This window comes from Streptomyces sp. B6B3 (genome assembly GCF_039871525.1).
Classification (GTDB): domain Bacteria; phylum Actinomycetota; class Actinomycetes; order Streptomycetales; family Streptomycetaceae; genus Streptomyces.
Map to the genome: position 1 here is coordinate 21,930 of NZ_JBDPLU010000007.1, position 16,648 is coordinate 38,577.

Genomic DNA, 16,648 nt, shown 5'->3' on the forward strand with positions numbered 1-16,648 from the left:
CCCGCCGCCTGGTCGTGGTCGAGGATGGTCACGGTCGCCCCTCGTTGGTCTCCGCGTTCACCGCGTCTTCCGTCTGCTCGATGCCCGCGGGGACGTAGCCGGTCTGGCCGCGGTCCGCCAGGTCCTGCAGGTACTGGTCGTACTCCTCGGGGGAGACCACCTCGACGTTGAAGAGCATGCGCGAGTGGTCGACGCCGCACAGCTCGGCGCACTTGCCCATGAACGTGCCCTGCTGGCTGGGGGTCACCTCGAAGGTGTTGGTGTGTCCGGGGATGACGTCCTGTTTCATCAGGAACGGCACCACCCAGAAGGAGTGGATGACGTCCCGCGAGGTCAGCACGAACTGCACCGTCTCGCCCTCGGGCAGCACCAGGGTCGGGCCCGGGTTGCCGGTGTCGGGGTTCCGCTCGCCCGGCGTGCCCACGTCGTACACGCCGTCGGCGTTCTCCGGGACGCGGTCCAGCACGCGGTCCGGGATGCTCGCCAGCTCGGGCGCGGTGTGCGCGTCGGTGTCAGAGGCGCCGACCGGCTCCAGGTAGTTGAACGCCCAGCTCCACTGGAAGCCGACCACGTTGATCACGTGGTCCGGCTCCTCCGACGTCTCCATCAGCTCGGTCTGGTCCCGGGCGGTGAAGTAGAAGAGCACCGAGACGACGATGAGCGGGACGAGGGTGTAGAGCGCCTCGATCGGCAGGTTGTACCTGTTCTGCGGCGGTACCTCCACCTTGGTCCTGGAACGCCGGTGGAAGAACACGCTCCACAGGATCAGGCCCCAGACCAGCACGCCCGTGATGAGCGCGGCGGCCCACGAGCCCTGCCACAGGGACAGGATCCGGGGCGCCTCCTCCGTCACCGGGGTGGGCATGCCGAGGCGGGGGAAGTCCTCCGAGGTGCAACCGGTGGCGGTTACCAGGACCGCGCCCGTGATCAGCGCGTGCGGCAGCGTTCGCCTGGAAATCAGCCGCACCGGGCGCCGCGACGAGCGGTCGGAGCCGTTGGGACTCACGTAGCGCCTTCCCGAGAGTCTCGCCCGTGACGGCCGGGTGCTTGCGCACGTCCACTTCCGCGGGGCCGACCCTGACACGGGCAGGGTGTCGTTGCTTTATGCGGACCAAACCCTACTCGACCCCCGGCGGGCCGACGCGGGGAGGGTGCCCAACGCGCCGTCGCAGGTCGAAGCCGCGCCACGGGACGATGCGTCGTGGCGTTAGCGTTGCCATGTGCCCTACTTCGACGCGGCCTCGGCCCTCCCGCTGCACCCGGTCGCGCGCCAGGCGTTCCTGGCCGCCGTCGAGGACGGTTGGGCGGATCCGGCCAGGCCACACGGGGCGGGACGGCGGGCCAGGCTGCTGCTCGACGCGGCCCGCGAGTCGGCCGCCGAGTCGGTCGGCTGCCGGCCCGACGAGCTGACGTTCACCACCTCGGGCACGCGCGCGCTGCACGACGGCGTCGCCGGAGCGTTGGCCGGCCGGGCCCGCGCGGGGCGGCATCTGCTGGTCTCGGCGGTCGAGCACTCGGCCGTGCTGCACGCGGCCGAGGCGCACCGGGCGGCGGGCGGCACGTCCGCCGAGATCGCCGTGGACCGCGGCGGCCGGGTCGCGCCCGAGGCGGTCGCGGCGGCGCTGGACGCCGCGCCGGGCCCGACGGCGCTGGTCTGCGTGCAGTCGGCGAATCACGAGGTGGGCACCCGGCAGCCGGTCGCCGAGATCGCCGAGGCGTGCCGGGCGGCCGGGGTGCCGCTGCTCGTGGACGCCGCCCAGTCGCTCGGCTGGGAGCCCGTCCCCGGCGACTGGTCGCTGCTGGCGGCGAGCGCGCACAAGTGGGGCGGACCGCCCGGTGTGGGCCTGCTCGCCGTGCGCAAGGGGGTGCGTTTCGCGCCCCGGGCGCCCGGGGACGAACGGGAGTCGGGCCGGGCCCCCGGGTTCGAGAACATCCCGGCCCTGGTGGCCGCGGCGGCGTCGCTGCGCGCGGTGCGCGAGGACGCGCGGCGGGAGGCGGACCGGCTCTCCGGTCTGGTGGACCGGATCCGCGAGCAGGTGCCCCGGCTCGTTCCCGACGTGGAGGTGGTGGGCGATCCGGTGCGGCGGCTGCCGCACGTCGTCACGTTCTCCTGCGCCTACGTGGACGGCGAGGCGCTGCTGTACGCGCTGGACCGGGAGGGGTTCGCGGTCTCGTCCGGCTCCTCGTGCACCGCCAGCACGCTGACCCCCAGCCACGTGCTGCGGGCCATGGGGGTGTTGTCGGAGGGCAACGTCCGGGTCTCGCTGCCGCCGGGCACGGCGGCGGAGGACGTGGACCGTTTCCTCGCCGTGCTGCCCGGAGCGGTGGCGGCGGTCCGTGACGAACTCGCCGCCCCGGCCCCGGCCCGAGACGTCGCCCGCGCGGGCGGGGAGTCGGCCGAGGTCACCGTCGACTCGCTGGGTCGCCGCTGCCCCGTGCCGGTGATCGAACTGGCCAAGGCCATCGTCCGGGTGCCGGTCGGCGGTGTGGTCACCGTGCTCGCGGACGACGCGGCGGCCTCGCTGGACATCCCCGCCTGGTGCACGATGCGGAACCAGGAGTACCTGGGCGAGACCGCGCTGGCCACCGGCGACGGCACGGCCTACCGGGTCCGCCGCACCACCTAGACCCCCACCCGACCGCGCCGCCGCCCGTCCGCCGGACCCGGTCCGCCGGCTACGCCAGGTGCTCGCGCACCTCGGCGGCGGCGTCCTCGCCGTACGCCTTGGTGAAGCGCTCCATGAACGGCCCTCGGCTCAGCGTGTACTCCTGGGTGCCGACCGTCTCGATGACCAGCGTGGCCACCATGCAGCCCACCTGTGCGCTGCGCTCCAGCGGGGCGCCCCACGCCAGCCCGGCCAGGAACCCGGCGCGGAACGCGTCGCCTACCCCGGTCGGGTCGGCCTTGGCCAGCTCCTCCGGGCAGCCGACCTCCAGCGGCTTCTCCCCCGCGCGCTCCACCCGCACGCCCCGGGCGCCGAGGGTGGTGACCCGGGTGCCGACCCGCGCCAGCACCTCCTCCGCCGACCAGCCCGTCTTCGACTCGACCAGCGCCTTCTCGTACTCGTTGTGGAAGAGATAGGAGGCGCCGTCGGTGAGCGTCCTGATCTCCTCCCCCTCCATCCGGGCGAGCTGCTGGGAGAAGTCGGCGGCGAACGGGATGTCCCGGGACCGGCACTCCTCGGTGTGGCGCAGCATCGCCTCCGGGTCGTCCGCGCCGATGTGCACCAGGTCGAGCCCGCCGACCCGGTCGGCGACGGTCTGCAGCTCGATCAGCCGGGCCTCGCTCATCGCGCCGGTGTAGAAGGAGCCGATCTGGTTGTGGTCGGCGTCCGTGGTGCAGACGAACCGGGCGGTGTGCAGCACCTCGGAGATCCGGACCGAGGCGGTGTCCACGCCGTGCCGGTCCAGCCAGGCGCGGTACTCGTCGAAGTCGGCCCCGGCGGCGCCGACCAGGATCGGGTGGGCGCCGAGCTGCCCCATGCCGTAGCAGATGTTGGCGCCGACGCCACCGCGCCGCACCTCCAGAGCGTCCACCAGAAACGACAGCGAGACGGTGTGCAACTGGTCGCCGACGAGTTGGTCGGCGAAGCGGCCGGGGAAGGTCATCAGGTGATCGTGGGCGATGGAGCCGGAGACGGCGATGCGCACGGCGGGTGCTCCCTGGGGTGGGGACGGCGGACGGTCACGCCTGATCAGGCTAGCGTCAACTCACCTCCGGGGAACCGGTCGCCAGGGCGCACCGTCCAACCGGGGTAACGCAGTTGCACGTCCCATCATCATCCGACGAGTACGACGATCACAGGAGTACGGCGTGGCCGACGAGGAAACGGGTCAGGAGAGCGCGGACCTGCCGGACGACGGGCCGGACGACGGTGGGGACATCGGTCAGGACAGCCGTGGGGACGACCGTCAGGACGAGGAGGCGGGGCGGCGTCGCTGGCCGGTGGTGACGGCGGTGGCCGTCGCGGTCACGGCGATCGCCGGCGGCCTGTACGGCGTGCAGGGGCTGACCGGCTCCGACGGTGCGGCGGACGCCGCCGAACCGCTGGTGCTGGACGAGTACGCGGTCGAACTGGACGCGGCCGGCGACGAGGCGGCCAGCTCGGACTCCCTCGGCTACGCCGGATACGCGCAGACCCTGTCCGCCGCCGGCGTGCTGCCCGACGGGCCCGAGCGGGCGGCCGAACACGGCTTCGACGGCGAGGTGCCGCGCGACCGGGTGGCCGGGCTCGCGGCGGCCCTGGGTCTGGACGGACCGGTGACGGAGTCCGGCGGCTCCTGGACGGTGGCGGGCACGGAGCCGGACGCGCCGATGCTCACCGTGTCGCAGGAGGCCCCGGGCTTCTGGTGGCTGGGCAGCGCGACGGCGGCCGGCGCGGCCGAGGGGGAGGGATCCTCGGCGGAGCTGTCGGTCGAGACCGACGGCGACTCGACGGTCAGCCCGTACGACCCGGAGGAGCCGACCAGCGACGGCGACGCGGACACCGGCATGGTCATGCCTGAGCCGCCCTCCGCCGAGGAGGCGCTGGCCGCGGCCGAGCCGCTGATCACGGAGCTGGGCCTGGCGGACGCCCGGACGGACACCTCGTCGGCCGGTTCGGATCGGCTGGTGCGGGTCGTGCCGCTGGTGGACGGCCTGCCGGTGAGCGGCCTGGAGACGTACGTCACCGTCGGCACGAACGGGGCCGTCGGCTCCGCGGCCGGCACGCTGCTCCAGCCGACCGGCGAGGGCACCGAACGCGACGTGATCGGCGCGCGGGAGGCGCTCGACGCGTACAACGCGCACGCCACCGAGGACAGCATCCTCCGCGAGCCGCAGTGCGCCGACGCCATCGAACCGGCGCCGATGCCGCAGCCCGAGACCGAGGTGGAGACCGGTGAGTCCGGTGCCGGTGCGTCCACCGAGTCCACGGAGTCCGGTGAGTCCGCCGAGGGCAGCGGGGCGGCCCCGGACGCCGGCGGCGGCTCCGACTCGGACGCGGGGGACGGCACGGACCCCATGCCGCCGGTGGACGGCGGGGAGACCGGCGAGGACCTGTGCGCCGAGGCGCCGAAGCCGGAGCCCACGGAGGTGACGGTCGAGTTCGGGCTGGCCCTGCACAGCTCGGACGGCGAGTCGCTGCTGGTGCCGTCCTGGCTGTTCAGCGCGGCCGATGACGCCACGGGCTACTACCTGGCCTCGCAGCCGGCGGTGCCCTTCGAGTACGCCACGGAGTCCGACGACGCCGGGGACGACACCGGGGACGGGGCCGCGGTGGACGTCTCCGAGGCGGAGGAGCGCGCCGAGCCCCAGGAGTCGGGCGCGGAGGACGGCGCGGTCGGGCAGGAACAGCCCGGCGACGAGGGCGGCGCCGAGGTGGAGCTGCCCGTCGACGGCATGGCGATCGAGTCCTACGCCGCCGAGGGCGAGACGCTGACCGTACGCTTCTGGGCCGGGGTGTGCGACGAGTACACGGCCACGGCCGAGGAGTCGGGCGACGAGATCGTCGTGCGGGTCACGGCCGAGAACGCCGACCCGGACCGCGAGTGCATCCTGATCGCGGAGGAGCGGACGGCCGAGGTCCGGCTGGACGGGCCCGTCGGTGACCGCGTCGTCGTCGACGCCCAGGGAGCGGAGGTCCCGGTGCGGTGACGACGGGCGCACCACGCACACGTGAGGGCGGCGGCACCAGGGTCTGGTGCCGCCGCCCTCACGTGTGGGGCCGGCCGCGGCCGGCCGTCCGACGCTCGCTCGCTCGGCCGAGTCGGCCGACTCAGCCGAAGGAGTCGCCGCAGGCGCAGGAGTTGCTGGCGTTGGGGTTGTCGATCGTGAAGCCCTGCTTCTCGATGCTGTCCACGAAGTCGATGGCGGCGCCACCGAGGTACGGGGCGCTCATCCGGTCAGTGACCACCTTGACGCCGCTGTAGTCCTTGACCACGTCGCCGTCCAGCGAACGCTCGTCGAAGAACAGCTGGTAGCGCAGACCGGAACAGCCGCCGGGCTGGACCGCCACCCGGAGCGCCAGATCCTCGCGCCCCTCCTGCTCCAGCAGGCTCTTGACCTTCGCCACGGCCGCGTCGGACAGGATGATGCCGTCGCTCACAGCGGTCTGTTCCGATACGGACATCTGCTTCTCCCGGGTAGTTCGGAATGCTCTGCCTTTTGCGCTGCCAACGCGCTGCCGTCGCACCGCTCAGCAGCGTCGAGACACTGCCGAGTGCTGCAACAGCCGGTTTCCCGGATTCATTCCGGATCCGGGCCGTCCTCTCATGCTCGCACACCGGGCGGGATCGGTCATCGTGCCCGCTGGCGAATGCGTCACATTGACGCGATCACCATCGTCAAACTGACATGAAGGGGGTTATGATCCATTACGTCAGTTCGACGAAAAGTCGTGGAACAGCAACAGAAAGGGTTGGTGCCGTGAACACCGCCCAGTCCCTGGACGTCGAGCCCACCCCGCTCGCCCTGCTCCTGCTCGGTCGCGACTCCGACCCGTCCAGCGAGCGCGGGGTGGACTGTCCCGGCGACCTGCCGGCGCCCTCCGACCCGAACCTGGTGGCCCGCGCCCGCGAGGCCAAGGCCCGGCTCGGAGAGCGCGTGTTCGTGCTCGGTCACCACTACCAGCGCGACGAGGTCATCGCCTTCGCCGACGTCACCGGGGACTCGTTCAAGCTCGCCCGCGACGCCGCCGCCCAGCCGGAGGCCGAGTACATCGTCTTCTGCGGCGTGCACTTCATGGCCGAGTCGGCGGACATCCTCACCACGGACGCGCAGCAGGTGATCCTGCCCGACCTGGCCGCCGGCTGCTCGATGGCCGACATGGCCACCGCCGAGCAGGTCGCCGAGGCGTGGGACGTGCTGACCGAGGCCGGCGTCGCCGACGACACCATTCCCGTCACATACATGAACTCCTCGGCGGACATCAAGGCGTTCACCGGGCGGCACGGGGGCACCGTGTGCACCTCGTCCAACGCCCGGCGGGCGCTGGAGTGGGCCTTCGCCGAGCGCGCGCAGGGCGCCGGCAAGGTGCTTTTCCTGCCCGACCAGCACCTCGGCCGCAACACCGCCGTGCGCGAGCTGGGCCTCTCGCTGAACGACTGCGTCGTCTACAACCCGCACAAGCCGAACGGCGGCCTCACCACGCGGCAGCTGCGCGACGCCCGGATGATCCTCTGGCGCGGCCACTGCTCGGTGCACGGCCGGTTCACGCTGGACTCGGTGGACGAGGTGCGGGAGCGGATTCCCGGCGTCAACGTGCTGGTGCACCCCGAATGCCGTTACGACGTCGTCGCGGCGGCCGACCACGTCGGCTCCACCGAGCACATCATCCGCACCCTGGACGCCGCGCCCGCCGGCTCCAGGTGGGCGGTGGGCACGGAGCTGAACCTGGTGCGGCGGCTCGCCAACCGCTACGCCCCCGAGGGCAAGGAGATCGTCTTCCTCGACCGCACGGTGTGCTTCTGCTCCACCATGAACCGCATCGACCTGCCGCACCTGGTGTGGGCGCTGGAGTCGCTGGCCGACGGCACGGTGGTCAACCGGATCCAGGTGGACCCGGAGACCGAGCGGTACGCCAGGCTCGCGCTCGAACAGATGCTCGCCCTGCCCTGATCCTCCCCCCAGAGGCCCAGGGGGCCCGAGAGGAGCCCCCGTCGCGCCGACCCGGCGACCCCTGTCGCGGCACCCGCCCGGCGCGTCACGATGGGGGTCATGATGCTGCGCCAACTCCGCGACACCGGCGCGGACGCCGAGGCCGTCAGGTCCGTGGCGGACGCGGCGTTCGCGCCCGACGCGGAGGGCGCGCGGGACGCGTCGGACGCGTCGGACGTGTCGGATGCGGCGCGGACCGGCGGGTTCCTGCGCCGGGTGCGGCACCTGACGGTCACCGACCCGCTCGGCTGCTGGCTCGCCGAGGACGACGCGGGGCGGCCCGTCGGGGCCGCGCTGACCAGCAGACGGGAGGGCCTGTGGGGCCTGTCGCTGCTGGTGGTGGCCCCGGACGCGCAGGGCAAGGGCGTGGGCACGGAGCTGTTGCGGCGGGCGCTGGACTACGGCCGGGGCACGCTGCGCGGCATCATCTGCGCCACGGCGCGCCCGGTGGCCGCCCGCCTCTTCCGCGGCGCGGGCTTCACGCTGCACCCGACGATGCGGATGGCGGGGGCGGTGGACCCGGCCGGCCTCCCCCTGCCCGACGGACCGGCGATCGAGGGCGGCGCCCGGCAGCAGGACCTGATGGACTCGGTGGACCGGCAGGTGCGCGGCGGGGCACACGGGCCCGACCACGCGGAGTTGCTCCGGCACTACCGGCTGGTCGTCGCCGACGACCTGGCGGGCAGCGGCTACTGCTACCTCGACGACCGGGGCCGGGTGCGGCTGCTGGCCGCGACGTCCCGCCGGATCGCGACCAGGCTGCTGACGTCGGCCCTGCTCAGCGCGCCGGCCGCGGTGACGACCCGGCTGCGGCACCTGACGGCGAACCAGGAGTGGGCGATCGACGTCGGCCTCGCGGCCGGCCTGGACCTCACCCCCGACGGCTACCTCTGCCTCCGCGCCATGCGCCCACCCACGCCCTACGTCCCCTCCCCCACGTTTCTCTGACCCCGGCGAGGCCCCGGCCTTCCCGGCCCGGACCGCGAGGGAGCGGCGAAGGAAAGGCGCCTCGACGAGCTCGTGGACGGCAGCGCCGCCAGACGGCCGGACCGCGACGTCGCCTCGACAGCGTGGTCTCGGGAAACGACGGCTTGGAGACCAAGTCGCCCACCCAGACCGGGACCGGCCCCGCGCGGCAGGCGGCGCGACGGTGATCCCTACCAGGATCCGGAGCCGCGGCGCCCCGCGCCGGTGGCGCAGCGGCGCGAGGCGCCGACCCCCCACGGACAGACCCGCGCCACAGCGGCCCAGCGACGCACCTCTCTGGCCGCCCGATCCGGCGGACCCGTGCCCCCGACCGCCCTCCACGCCGAAGGCGGGAGCACACGCGAAGCGAAGCCTCCGGGCGCTGACGCGCCGCCAAGGGCTCATCGACGCGCGCCGAGGGCAACAGGGGTGTCCTCCCGGGCCGGCAAGGCGCGGGCCCCGGACCCGTGCCGCGGCGGAGCGCTTTCGACACCGGCCGCCCCGGGGGTCGCCGCCGGCGCGAAGCCGGCCGGCGAACCCCGGGCGGCCGGCGTCGTGGCCAGGGTACAGCGCCAGCGTCACGCGCGGCGGCGGACCAGGCCCGTTTCGTAGGCGATGACGACGAGCTGGGCCCGGTCCCGGGCCCCCAGCTTCGCCAGCAGGCGGTTGACGTGCGTCTTCACGGTCAGCGGGCTGACCTCCAGGCGGCCGGCGATCTCGTCGTTGGACAGGCCGGCGGCGACCTCGACCAGCACCTCGCGCTCGCGCGCGGTCAGCACCGCGAGCTCCGAGGCGTCCGCCGACGGGGAGTCGGGGCCGGCGCCCTGCGCCAGGAAACGGGCGATCAGCCCGCGGGTCGCCGCCGGCGACAGCAGCGCCTCGCCGCCCGCCACCAGCCGGATCGCGTTGAGCAGCTCGCGCGGTTCCGCGCCCTTGCCGAGGAAGCCGGACGCGCCGGCGCGCAGGGACTCCACCACGTAGTCGTCGGACTCGAAGGTCGTCAGGATCAGCACCTTCACCCCGGCGAGGTCAGGGTCCGCGCCGATCGCCCGGGTCGCGGCCAGACCGTCCGTGCCGGGCATCCGGATGTCCATCAGCACCACGTCCGCGCCGTTGTCCCTGGCCAGCCGCAGGGCCTCCGCGCCGTCCGACGCCTCGCCGGTCACCGTCATGTCGGGCTCGGACTCCACGAGCACCCGGAACGCGCTGCGCAGCAGCGCCTGGTCGTCGGCGAGCAGCACGCGTATCACGCGCATCGCCCCCGGTCGCGCCGCCCCACCGGCTCGTCCGGCCGCGGCGGCTGGAGCGGCAGCCGGACGCTGATCCGGAACCCGCCCTCGTCCAACGGCCCGGCCTCGCACGTGCCGCCGAGCGCGGCCGCGCGCTCCCGCATGCCGGTCAGCCCGTGCCCTCCGCCGGCCCCCTCGGATCCGGCGGCTCCCGCGGGTCCCGCCGATCCCTCCGCCGCCGGCTCCGCCGCTCCGTCCGTCGCCTCGCGGGCTGCGTCCGTCCCGGGGTCGGCGGGTCCGTCCGCGGCCGACCAACCCGGAGGACCGTCCGGGCCGTCGTCGAGGACGGTGATGTCCAGCGTCTCGTTCGCCGCGCCGCCCGAGCGGACCAGCCTGACCAGGGCCGACGCCGAGGCGCCGGCGTGCTTGTGCACGTTGGTCAGCGCCTCCTGAACGACCCGGTACGCGGCCAGGTCGACCGCCGACGGGAGCGGCCCCTCCGCCAGCCGGGCGTCCACGGTCACCGACATGCCGGCCCGCACGAAGCCCTCCACCAGATCGTCCAGCACCGCGAGGCCCCGGGCCGGCTCGGTGGGCGCGATCGGCTCGTCCTGGTGGCGCAGCAGGCCCACCGTCGTCTGCAGCTCGCCGAGCGCCCGCCGGCTGGCCTGCCGGATGTGCGAGAGCGCCTCCTTGGCCTGGTCCGGGCGGCTGTCCATGACGTGCGCGGCGACCCCGGCCTGGACGTTGACCAGTGCGATGTGGTGCGCCACCACGTCGTGCAGCTCGCGCGCTATGCGCATCCGCTCCTCGGTGACCCGGCGCCTGGCCTCCTCCTCCCGGGTGCGTTCGGCCCGTTCGGCGCGCTCCCTGATCGCGTCCACCATCGCGCGCCGGTTCCGGATCGCCTCCCCGGTCACCGCGCCCAGCGCGGTCCACGCGAAGACGCCCAGCTGCTCCTGCGAGTACCAGGGCTGCTGGCCCAGCAGCATCGCGGCGGGGGTGGCCACGGCCAGGGTCAGCAGCCCGACCCGCACCGTGGTTCGCCGGTCGGTCTGGATCGCCACCGTGAAGAGCGCGAAGGCCGAGGTCATCAGGATCGACGAGTGCCGCTCCGCCGGGGCGTGGCTGTAGGTGCCGAGCACCAGTTCCAGCACGCTCAGCGCCAGCGTGACGCCCAGCACGCAGGTCGGCGCCCGGCGACGCAGCACCAGCGCGGCGCAGGCGAGCAGGCCCAGCACGACGCTGTGCGGCGGGAGCTGCCGCTCGCCGAAGCCGGGGCCGTCCATCGGTGACTGCGAGACGGTGACCGCGGCGACCAGGTAGGCGGTGTAGACGACGGCGGCGACCAGGCAGTCGACGGCCAGCGGGGGCACCCGCGGCCAGTGCCGGGCGCCGGCGGCCCGCGGCGCGCTCGCGGGCGGGGATTCGGCGGATCCGGCAGAGACCGAGCCCTCGGACGTGGTACCCGCGGCCGCGTCCCCCACCGCCGGGTGGCCGGCGGACGGCGCGGCCCCGGCCGCGGCGACCACGGACGTCGAGGGCACGGACGACGAGGGCACGGGCGCGGTGCTCATCGGCGCGGCGGCGCGACGAGCGGAACGAACGGGGCGGGACACGGCGCTGCGGAAGGGAACGCGGCGGCGTCAGCCGGCATCCGAGCGGCCACCGGAGACCCCGTCCGGTGCGTCGCCCGCCTCGCCGGGGATGAGTCCGTCCTCGGTCAGCATGTCGCGCACCTCCTCGATCGACGCGTCGGCCGCGGGCAGGATCAGCTCGGACGGTTCGAGCGCGTCGTCGGGCAGCGGCGAGCCGGCCGTCCGCACGGCCTCCAGCAGGGCGTCCAGAGTGCGGCGGAAGCCGGCCTCGTCGCCGGACTCCAGCTCCGCCATCAGCTCGTCGTCGAGCTTGTCCAGCAGGGGGAAGTGGCTGTCGTCCAGCAGCACCTGCCCCTCACCCATGATCCGTACGATCATGCCGCTCTCCTCGTCAGGGGGCCGCCGGCGGTGCGGTCAGCGCCGGTCTCCCGGCCTGTCTACCACTGCCCGCCGGTCACTGCTTGTCGAACTTCGACGCGTCGCGCTGCTGCTCCCCCCGCGGCTCCGCGTCCTTGGCCGCGCTGCCCTCGATCGCCTGCCGCCCGGTGGAGCTGCCCCCGGACAGCTCGGCCTTCATCCGCTCCAGCTCGAACTCGACGTCCGCGTTACCGGAGATCCGGTCGAGCTCGGCGGTCAGGTCGTCCTTGGTGGTGCCCGTCGGGTCGTCCAGGGCGCCCGAGGCGAGCAGCTCGTCGATGGCGCCGGAGCGGGCCTGCAGCTGCGCCGTCTTGTCCTCGGCGCGCTGGATCGCCATGCCGACGTCGCCCATCTCCTCGGAGATGCCGGAGAACGCCTCGCCGATCCGGGTCTGCGCCTGCGCCGCGGTGTAGGTGGCCTTGATCGTCTCCTTGCGGGTACGAAAGGCGTCCACCTTGGCCTGCAGCCGCTGGGCCGCCAGGGTGAGCTTGTTCTCCTCCGTCTGGAGGGTCTCGTGCTGCTGCTGGAGGTCGGCCACCTGCTGCTGCAGGGCGGCGCGCCGGGTCAGCGCCTCGCGGGCCAGGTCCTCCCGGCCCAGCGCCAGCGCCTTCTTGCCCTGCTCCTCGAGCTTCGTCGACTGGGTGCCGAGCTGGTTCAGCTGGAGCTCGAGCCGCTTCCTGGAGGTGGCCACGTCCGCCACCCCGCGCCGCACCTTCTGCAACAGCTCCAGCTGCTTCTGGTAGGAGTAGTCGAGCGTCTCCCGCGGGTCCTCGGCCCTGTCAAGGGCCTTGTTGGCCTTCGCGCGGAAGATCATCCCCATCCGCTTCATGATGCCGCTCATGGGCCTGCCGCGCCCCCTTCATGACGGACTCGTACCCCTAGGGCCTGTTCCTTCTGCACCCCTAGCCTACGGGGCCTGTATCTATTAGGGCACTCTCCAGAGCCGAATGCGCTCCTCCTACAGAATGATCGCGACCCTGACGCCTCCCGCCCAGGGCGTAGCTCACGGTGGCGAAGACGACGCGCCACGCCGTTGCACGATCGTTTTCCCACGGGCCGGGAAGAGCGCCGCGACCAGCCCGTAGGGTGGAGGTGTGTTCCGAAGCCGTTCGAAAGAAGACCAGGCGCCCACCGAGCCGCCCGCGGAGCAGGAGCAGGAGCTCCGCGACGCCGAGGCGCCCAAGGGCCGCCCGACCCCGAAGCGCCGCGACGCCGAGGCGCTGCGCCGCGCGGTGGTGAAGCCGCCGGCCAACCGCAAGGAGGCGGCCAAGCGGGCCAGGGACGCCCGCCGCGCCGCGCTGGCCAAGCAGCGCGAGGCGCTGGTCTCGGGCGACGAACGGCACCTGCCGGCGCGCGACCGGGGCCCCGCCCGGCGCTTCGCCCGTGACTACGTCGACGCGAAGTTCCACGTGGCGGAGTTCTTCCTGCCGATCGCGGTGCTCATCCTGGTGCTGAGCATGGTGCCGTCCATCGCGACGCGGAACCTCGCGCTGCTGATGTGGCTGTTCGTGATCGTCATGATCGTGTTCGACTCGGTGCTCACCACCCGGCGCCTGAAGAAGGCACTGCGCGCCCGGCACCCCGACGAGAGCGTGAAGGGCATCAGCGCCTACGCCCTGATGCGCACGCTGCAGATGCGGCGGATGCGGCTTCCCAAGCCGCAGGTCAAGCGCGGCGAGGAGCCCCGCTAGGCCCGGTCGGGCCATGGGGCGCCTCCCCCCGGCCTTCCAGGCTGGATGGGGGCACCTCCTCCGGCCTTCCAGGCTGGATGGGGGCACCTCCCAGCCTTCCAGGCTGGGGGAGGGTCACCCCGAACGGGGCCGCGCCGCTGCACGGCCGTGAGGTCGCGGGCGACGACAATGCCGCCATGAATCCCGGCATTCCTCGCCTCAGCCGCCTTTCCGGCGAACTCGGACGTTCCCGCGGATCCGGCGGGTCGCTCGCCCTCCGGGCAGGGGGCGCCGCCGCGCTCTGTGGTGCGCTGCTGCTCCTGGCCGGCTGTTCGGGCCCGGCCTCGGGCTCCTCGGCCCCGCAGCAACCGGCGACCGCGCCCGCTCCCACCGTCTCGGGCGAGCTGCAGGACAGCTACCAGCGGGTGGTGGGCGACGTGCTGCCCTCCGTCGTGGAGATCTCGGCCGGCGACGCCCTCGGCTCCGGGGTGATCTACGACGAGGAGGGGCACATCGTCACGAACGCCCACGTGGTCGGTGACGCCAAGGAGTTCGAGGTGGTGCTGGCCACCGGCGGGGAGGCGATCCCGGCCCGGCTGGTGTTCGCCTACCAGAAGCAGGATCTGGCCGTCATCCGGCTCACCGAGCTGCCCAACCGGCTGCACCCCGCCACGTTCGGCGACTCCAGGGCCGTCGAGGTGGGGCAGATCGTGCTGGCCATGGGGAACCCGCTGGGGCTGAACTCCAGCGTCACCCAGGGCATCGTCTCGGCGGTCGGCCGGTCCGTCAGCGAGGGCGAGGGCGAGGCCACGCTGGGCGACATGGTGCAGACGTCGGCCGACATCAACCCGGGCAACAGCGGCGGCGCGCTGGTGAACCTCTCCAGCCAGGTCATCGGCATCCCCACACTGGCCGCGCGGAACCCGCAGATGGGCGGCGACCAGGCCCCGGGCATCGGCTTCGCCATCCCGGCGGCCACGGTCACCTTCCTCGCCGACCAGATGATCGAGAACGGGCGGGTGACCGAGTCCGGACGGGCCGTGCTCGGGGTCACGGTGCGCACGGTGCTGGGCGACGGCTTCGAGCCGGCGGGGGCGGCGATCGCGGAGATCACCGAGGACGGGCCCGCCGCGAGCGCCGGCCTGCGACCCGGCGACGTCATCACCGCGCTGGCCGGCGAACCGGTCACCGACGTGGTGTCGCTGGCCGAGGCACTGGCCGGACAACGCCCGAACCAGGAGACCGAGGTCGAGTACCTGCGCAACGAGGAGCGGCACACCGCCCAGGTCACGCTCGGCGAGGCCTCGGCCTAGGCCCCGGGTCCGGCGGCACCTCGCGACATCGGCGGAGGAGCACCCGGAACAGGGCCAGGAAGACGGCCAGGAACACGCCCCGGACAGCGGCCGGGAACGCGGCCGAGAAGACGAGCGGGAACGTGGCCGCCCGGCGGTCCGGCCGGGCGGCCGCGGGCGGCTACGTCTCGGACGCCGCGTGCAGGCTCATCGGGCCGTACACCTTGGCGCCGTCCTCCAGGAGCGTCACCTGGTCGACGCCCTCGTCCAGCAGGTCCTGCCAGATCTCCCCGATCCAGGACTCCGCGTCGCCCTGAGTGCCGAAGTCGCCGGGCGCCTGAGACGGCTCGGTCGTCGAGCCGTCGGCCTTCTCGAATCGCCACTCCCACGCCATGTCCGCTCCGCCTCCCGGGGTGCCACGGTGCCACTGCGCATGCTCCCGGCAGCCTAGATCACGACCACCCCGTTTGACCGCTGTGCGGGCACGCCGCGTCGTCCGAGGGCTGCCTTCCGGACGCCCGGGGCCCGGGAGGTAACGCGCCACGCGGCCGGGAAGAGGGAAGATCTGGGAGTGGACGTCACTCTGCTCGGCACCGGTGCGCCCGTGGGGCTGCCGCGACCCGACTGTCCCTGCGCGGTCTGCGCCCGGGCGCTCGGGGCGCACGCCAGAACCCCGACCGCGCTGCTGGTCGACGGGGTGCTGCTGCTCGACCTGACGCCGGGGGCGGTGCTCTCCGCGGCCCGGGCCGGGCAGTCGCTGCACGGGGTGCGGCAGGTGCTGCTCACCCACCCGCACAGCGGTCCCGTGCTGGAGCTGCCGGCCGAACTGCCCACGCCGGTACGGGTGTCGGACGGCCGGGAGTTGGCGCTGCTCACCGGTCACCGGATCCGCGCCGTTGCGGTCGACGCGCCCGGCACCGGCTACGCGGTGACGGGACCGGAGGGCCACCTGCTGCTCTACCTGCCGCCGGGCGCGGCACCGGCCGGCCTGACGTCCGGCGGGCCGCCGTACGACATGTGCCTGCTCGACGTCGTGGGCCGGCCGGACGCGCTGGCTCGGCTGCGCGCGGCCGGCGCGGTGGCGCCGATGACCGACGTGCTCGCCGTGCACCTCGACCACGACGTGCCGCCCGGGGCGGAGTTGCGCCGCCGGCTGGCCGCGGCCGGCGCCCGCGCCGAACCGGACGGCGCCACCCTGGCGGTCGGCGACTCCCAGCTCGTGCCCGATCTGCCGCGGCGCACGCTGGTGTTGGGCGGCGCGCGATCCGGCAAGTCCGCGGAGGCCGAGCGCCGGCTCGCGGCGTTTCCCGACGTCGTCTACGTGGCCACCGGCGGGCGCGCCGACGCCGACGCCGAGTGGGCCGACCGGATCGCGGGCCACCGGGAGCGGCGCCCGGCCGGCTGGAGCACGACGGAGACCCGCGACCTGGTGCCGCTGCTGGCCCAGCCCACGGGGCCGCCGCTGCTGATCGACTGCCTGACGCTGTGGCTGACCGACGCCATGGACGCCGCCGGCTGCTGGGACGACTCGGCCTGGCACGACGGCACGGCCCGGGCGGCGCTCACCCGGCGCACGGCGGAGTTGGTCGCCGCGTTGCGTGCGACCTGGCGCACGGTGGTGCTGGTGAGCAACGAGGTCGGCTCCGGCATCGTGCCGGACACGGCGTCAGGCCGCCGCTTCCGCGACGAACTGGGTCGGCTCAACGCGTCGGTCGCCGCCGAATGCGAGCAGGTGCTGCTCCTGACGGCGGGGACGGCCACCCTGCTGCGCGGCTAGACCAGGGCTGGGCCGGGACCAGCGCGGCCGGTTGGTGGGTGGTCCGGAGTGCTCGTGGGGCGG

The 16,648-nt window shown here is 74.0% G+C and carries 15 protein-coding genes; 7 read left to right on the top strand and 8 right to left on the bottom strand.

The window, feature by feature from the left end; all coding sequences use genetic code 11:
* Positions 1-28: 28 nt before the first annotated feature.
* Positions 29-1,006, bottom strand: coding sequence for a cytochrome c oxidase subunit II (gene coxB / locus ABGB06_RS16465; RefSeq protein WP_347589901.1), 978 nt, complete (start codon positions 1,004-1,006; stop codon positions 29-31).
* 214 nt (positions 1,007-1,220) lie between these two features.
* On the opposite strand from coxB, the gene ABGB06_RS16470 reads away from it, so the two are divergent.
* Entirely contained in the window at positions 1,221-2,627 is a 1,407-nt protein-coding gene (locus ABGB06_RS16470) for an aminotransferase class V-fold PLP-dependent enzyme (RefSeq protein ID WP_347589903.1), read from the top strand.
* A gap of 49 nt (positions 2,628-2,676) precedes the next feature.
* Here the strand turns inward: ABGB06_RS16470 and ABGB06_RS16475 are convergent, their stop codons facing one another.
* Positions 2,677-3,651 carry a carbohydrate kinase family protein gene (locus ABGB06_RS16475; protein ID WP_347589905.1) on the bottom strand — a complete coding sequence of 325 codons (975 nt, stop codon included), beginning with the start codon at positions 3,649-3,651 and terminating at the stop codon, positions 2,677-2,679.
* A gap of 163 nt (positions 3,652-3,814) precedes the next feature.
* Here ABGB06_RS16475 and ABGB06_RS16480 point away from each other — a divergent pair, with 163 nt between their 5' ends.
* Entirely contained in the window at positions 3,815-5,635 is a 1,821-nt protein-coding gene (locus tag ABGB06_RS16480) for a hypothetical protein (protein WP_347589907.1), read from the top strand.
* Positions 5,636-5,756: 121 nt separating this feature from the next.
* Here the strand turns inward: ABGB06_RS16480 and ABGB06_RS16485 are convergent, their stop codons facing one another.
* Complete coding sequence (locus ABGB06_RS16485; protein WP_347589909.1) at positions 5,757-6,110, bottom strand: iron-sulfur cluster assembly accessory protein; 354 nt, start codon at positions 6,108-6,110, stop codon at positions 5,757-5,759.
* Between the two features lie 296 nt (positions 6,111-6,406).
* Between ABGB06_RS16485 and nadA the strand changes: the two genes are divergently transcribed.
* Together nadA and ABGB06_RS16495 are read left to right on the top strand one after the other, a co-directional pair.
* Positions 6,407-7,597 (top strand): quinolinate synthase NadA, encoded by a 1,191-nt coding sequence (gene nadA / locus ABGB06_RS16490; RefSeq protein ID WP_347589911.1) that lies wholly within the window; start codon positions 6,407-6,409, stop codon positions 7,595-7,597.
* Between the two features lie 99 nt (positions 7,598-7,696).
* Positions 7,697-8,584: a GNAT family N-acetyltransferase gene (locus tag ABGB06_RS16495; protein WP_347589913.1), complete on the top strand. Its 888-nt coding sequence runs from the start codon at positions 7,697-7,699 to the stop codon at positions 8,582-8,584.
* Between the two features lie 596 nt (positions 8,585-9,180).
* Here ABGB06_RS16495 and ABGB06_RS16500 read toward each other — a convergent pair.
* The 4 genes from ABGB06_RS16500 to ABGB06_RS16515 all read right to left on the bottom strand — a co-directional run bounded on the left by ABGB06_RS16500 (position 9,181) and on the right by ABGB06_RS16515 (position 12,675).
* Positions 9,181-9,858 carry a response regulator transcription factor gene (locus ABGB06_RS16500; protein ID WP_347589915.1) on the bottom strand — a complete coding sequence of 226 codons (678 nt, stop codon included), beginning with the start codon at positions 9,856-9,858 and terminating at the stop codon, positions 9,181-9,183.
* A complete protein-coding gene (locus ABGB06_RS16505) occupies positions 9,849-11,120 on the bottom strand; it encodes a histidine kinase (protein WP_347590462.1) in 1,272 nt (423 codons plus the stop codon). The genes ABGB06_RS16500 and ABGB06_RS16505 overlap by 10 nt, the downstream gene beginning before the upstream one ends.
* Positions 11,121-11,477: 357 nt before the next feature.
* Positions 11,478-11,807, bottom strand: a complete 330-nt coding sequence (locus ABGB06_RS16510) for a hypothetical protein (RefSeq protein WP_347589917.1) — start codon at positions 11,805-11,807, stop codon at positions 11,478-11,480.
* 76 nt (positions 11,808-11,883) lie between these two features.
* Positions 11,884-12,675 (bottom strand): PspA/IM30 family protein, encoded by a 792-nt coding sequence (locus ABGB06_RS16515; protein WP_347590464.1) that lies wholly within the window; start codon positions 12,673-12,675, stop codon positions 11,884-11,886.
* A gap of 265 nt (positions 12,676-12,940) precedes the next feature.
* Here ABGB06_RS16515 and ABGB06_RS16520 point away from each other — a divergent pair, with 265 nt between their 5' ends.
* Positions 12,941-13,537 carry a DUF3043 domain-containing protein gene (locus ABGB06_RS16520; protein ID WP_347589919.1) on the top strand — a complete coding sequence of 199 codons (597 nt, stop codon included), beginning with the start codon at positions 12,941-12,943 and terminating at the stop codon, positions 13,535-13,537.
* Positions 13,538-13,713: 176 nt separating this feature from the next.
* Complete coding sequence (locus ABGB06_RS16525) at positions 13,714-14,829, top strand: trypsin-like peptidase domain-containing protein (RefSeq protein WP_347589921.1); 1,116 nt, start codon at positions 13,714-13,716, stop codon at positions 14,827-14,829.
* A gap of 160 nt (positions 14,830-14,989) precedes the next feature.
* Here ABGB06_RS16525 and ABGB06_RS16530 read toward each other — a convergent pair whose 3' ends face one another.
* Positions 14,990-15,202, bottom strand: a complete 213-nt coding sequence (locus ABGB06_RS16530; RefSeq protein ID WP_347589923.1) for a hypothetical protein — start codon at positions 15,200-15,202, stop codon at positions 14,990-14,992.
* Between the two features lie 177 nt (positions 15,203-15,379).
* Between ABGB06_RS16530 and ABGB06_RS16535 the strand changes: the two genes are divergently transcribed.
* Entirely contained in the window at positions 15,380-16,585 is a 1,206-nt protein-coding gene (locus ABGB06_RS16535) for a bifunctional adenosylcobinamide kinase/adenosylcobinamide-phosphate guanylyltransferase (RefSeq protein WP_347589925.1), read from the top strand.
* Positions 16,586-16,648 lie beyond the last annotated feature (63 nt).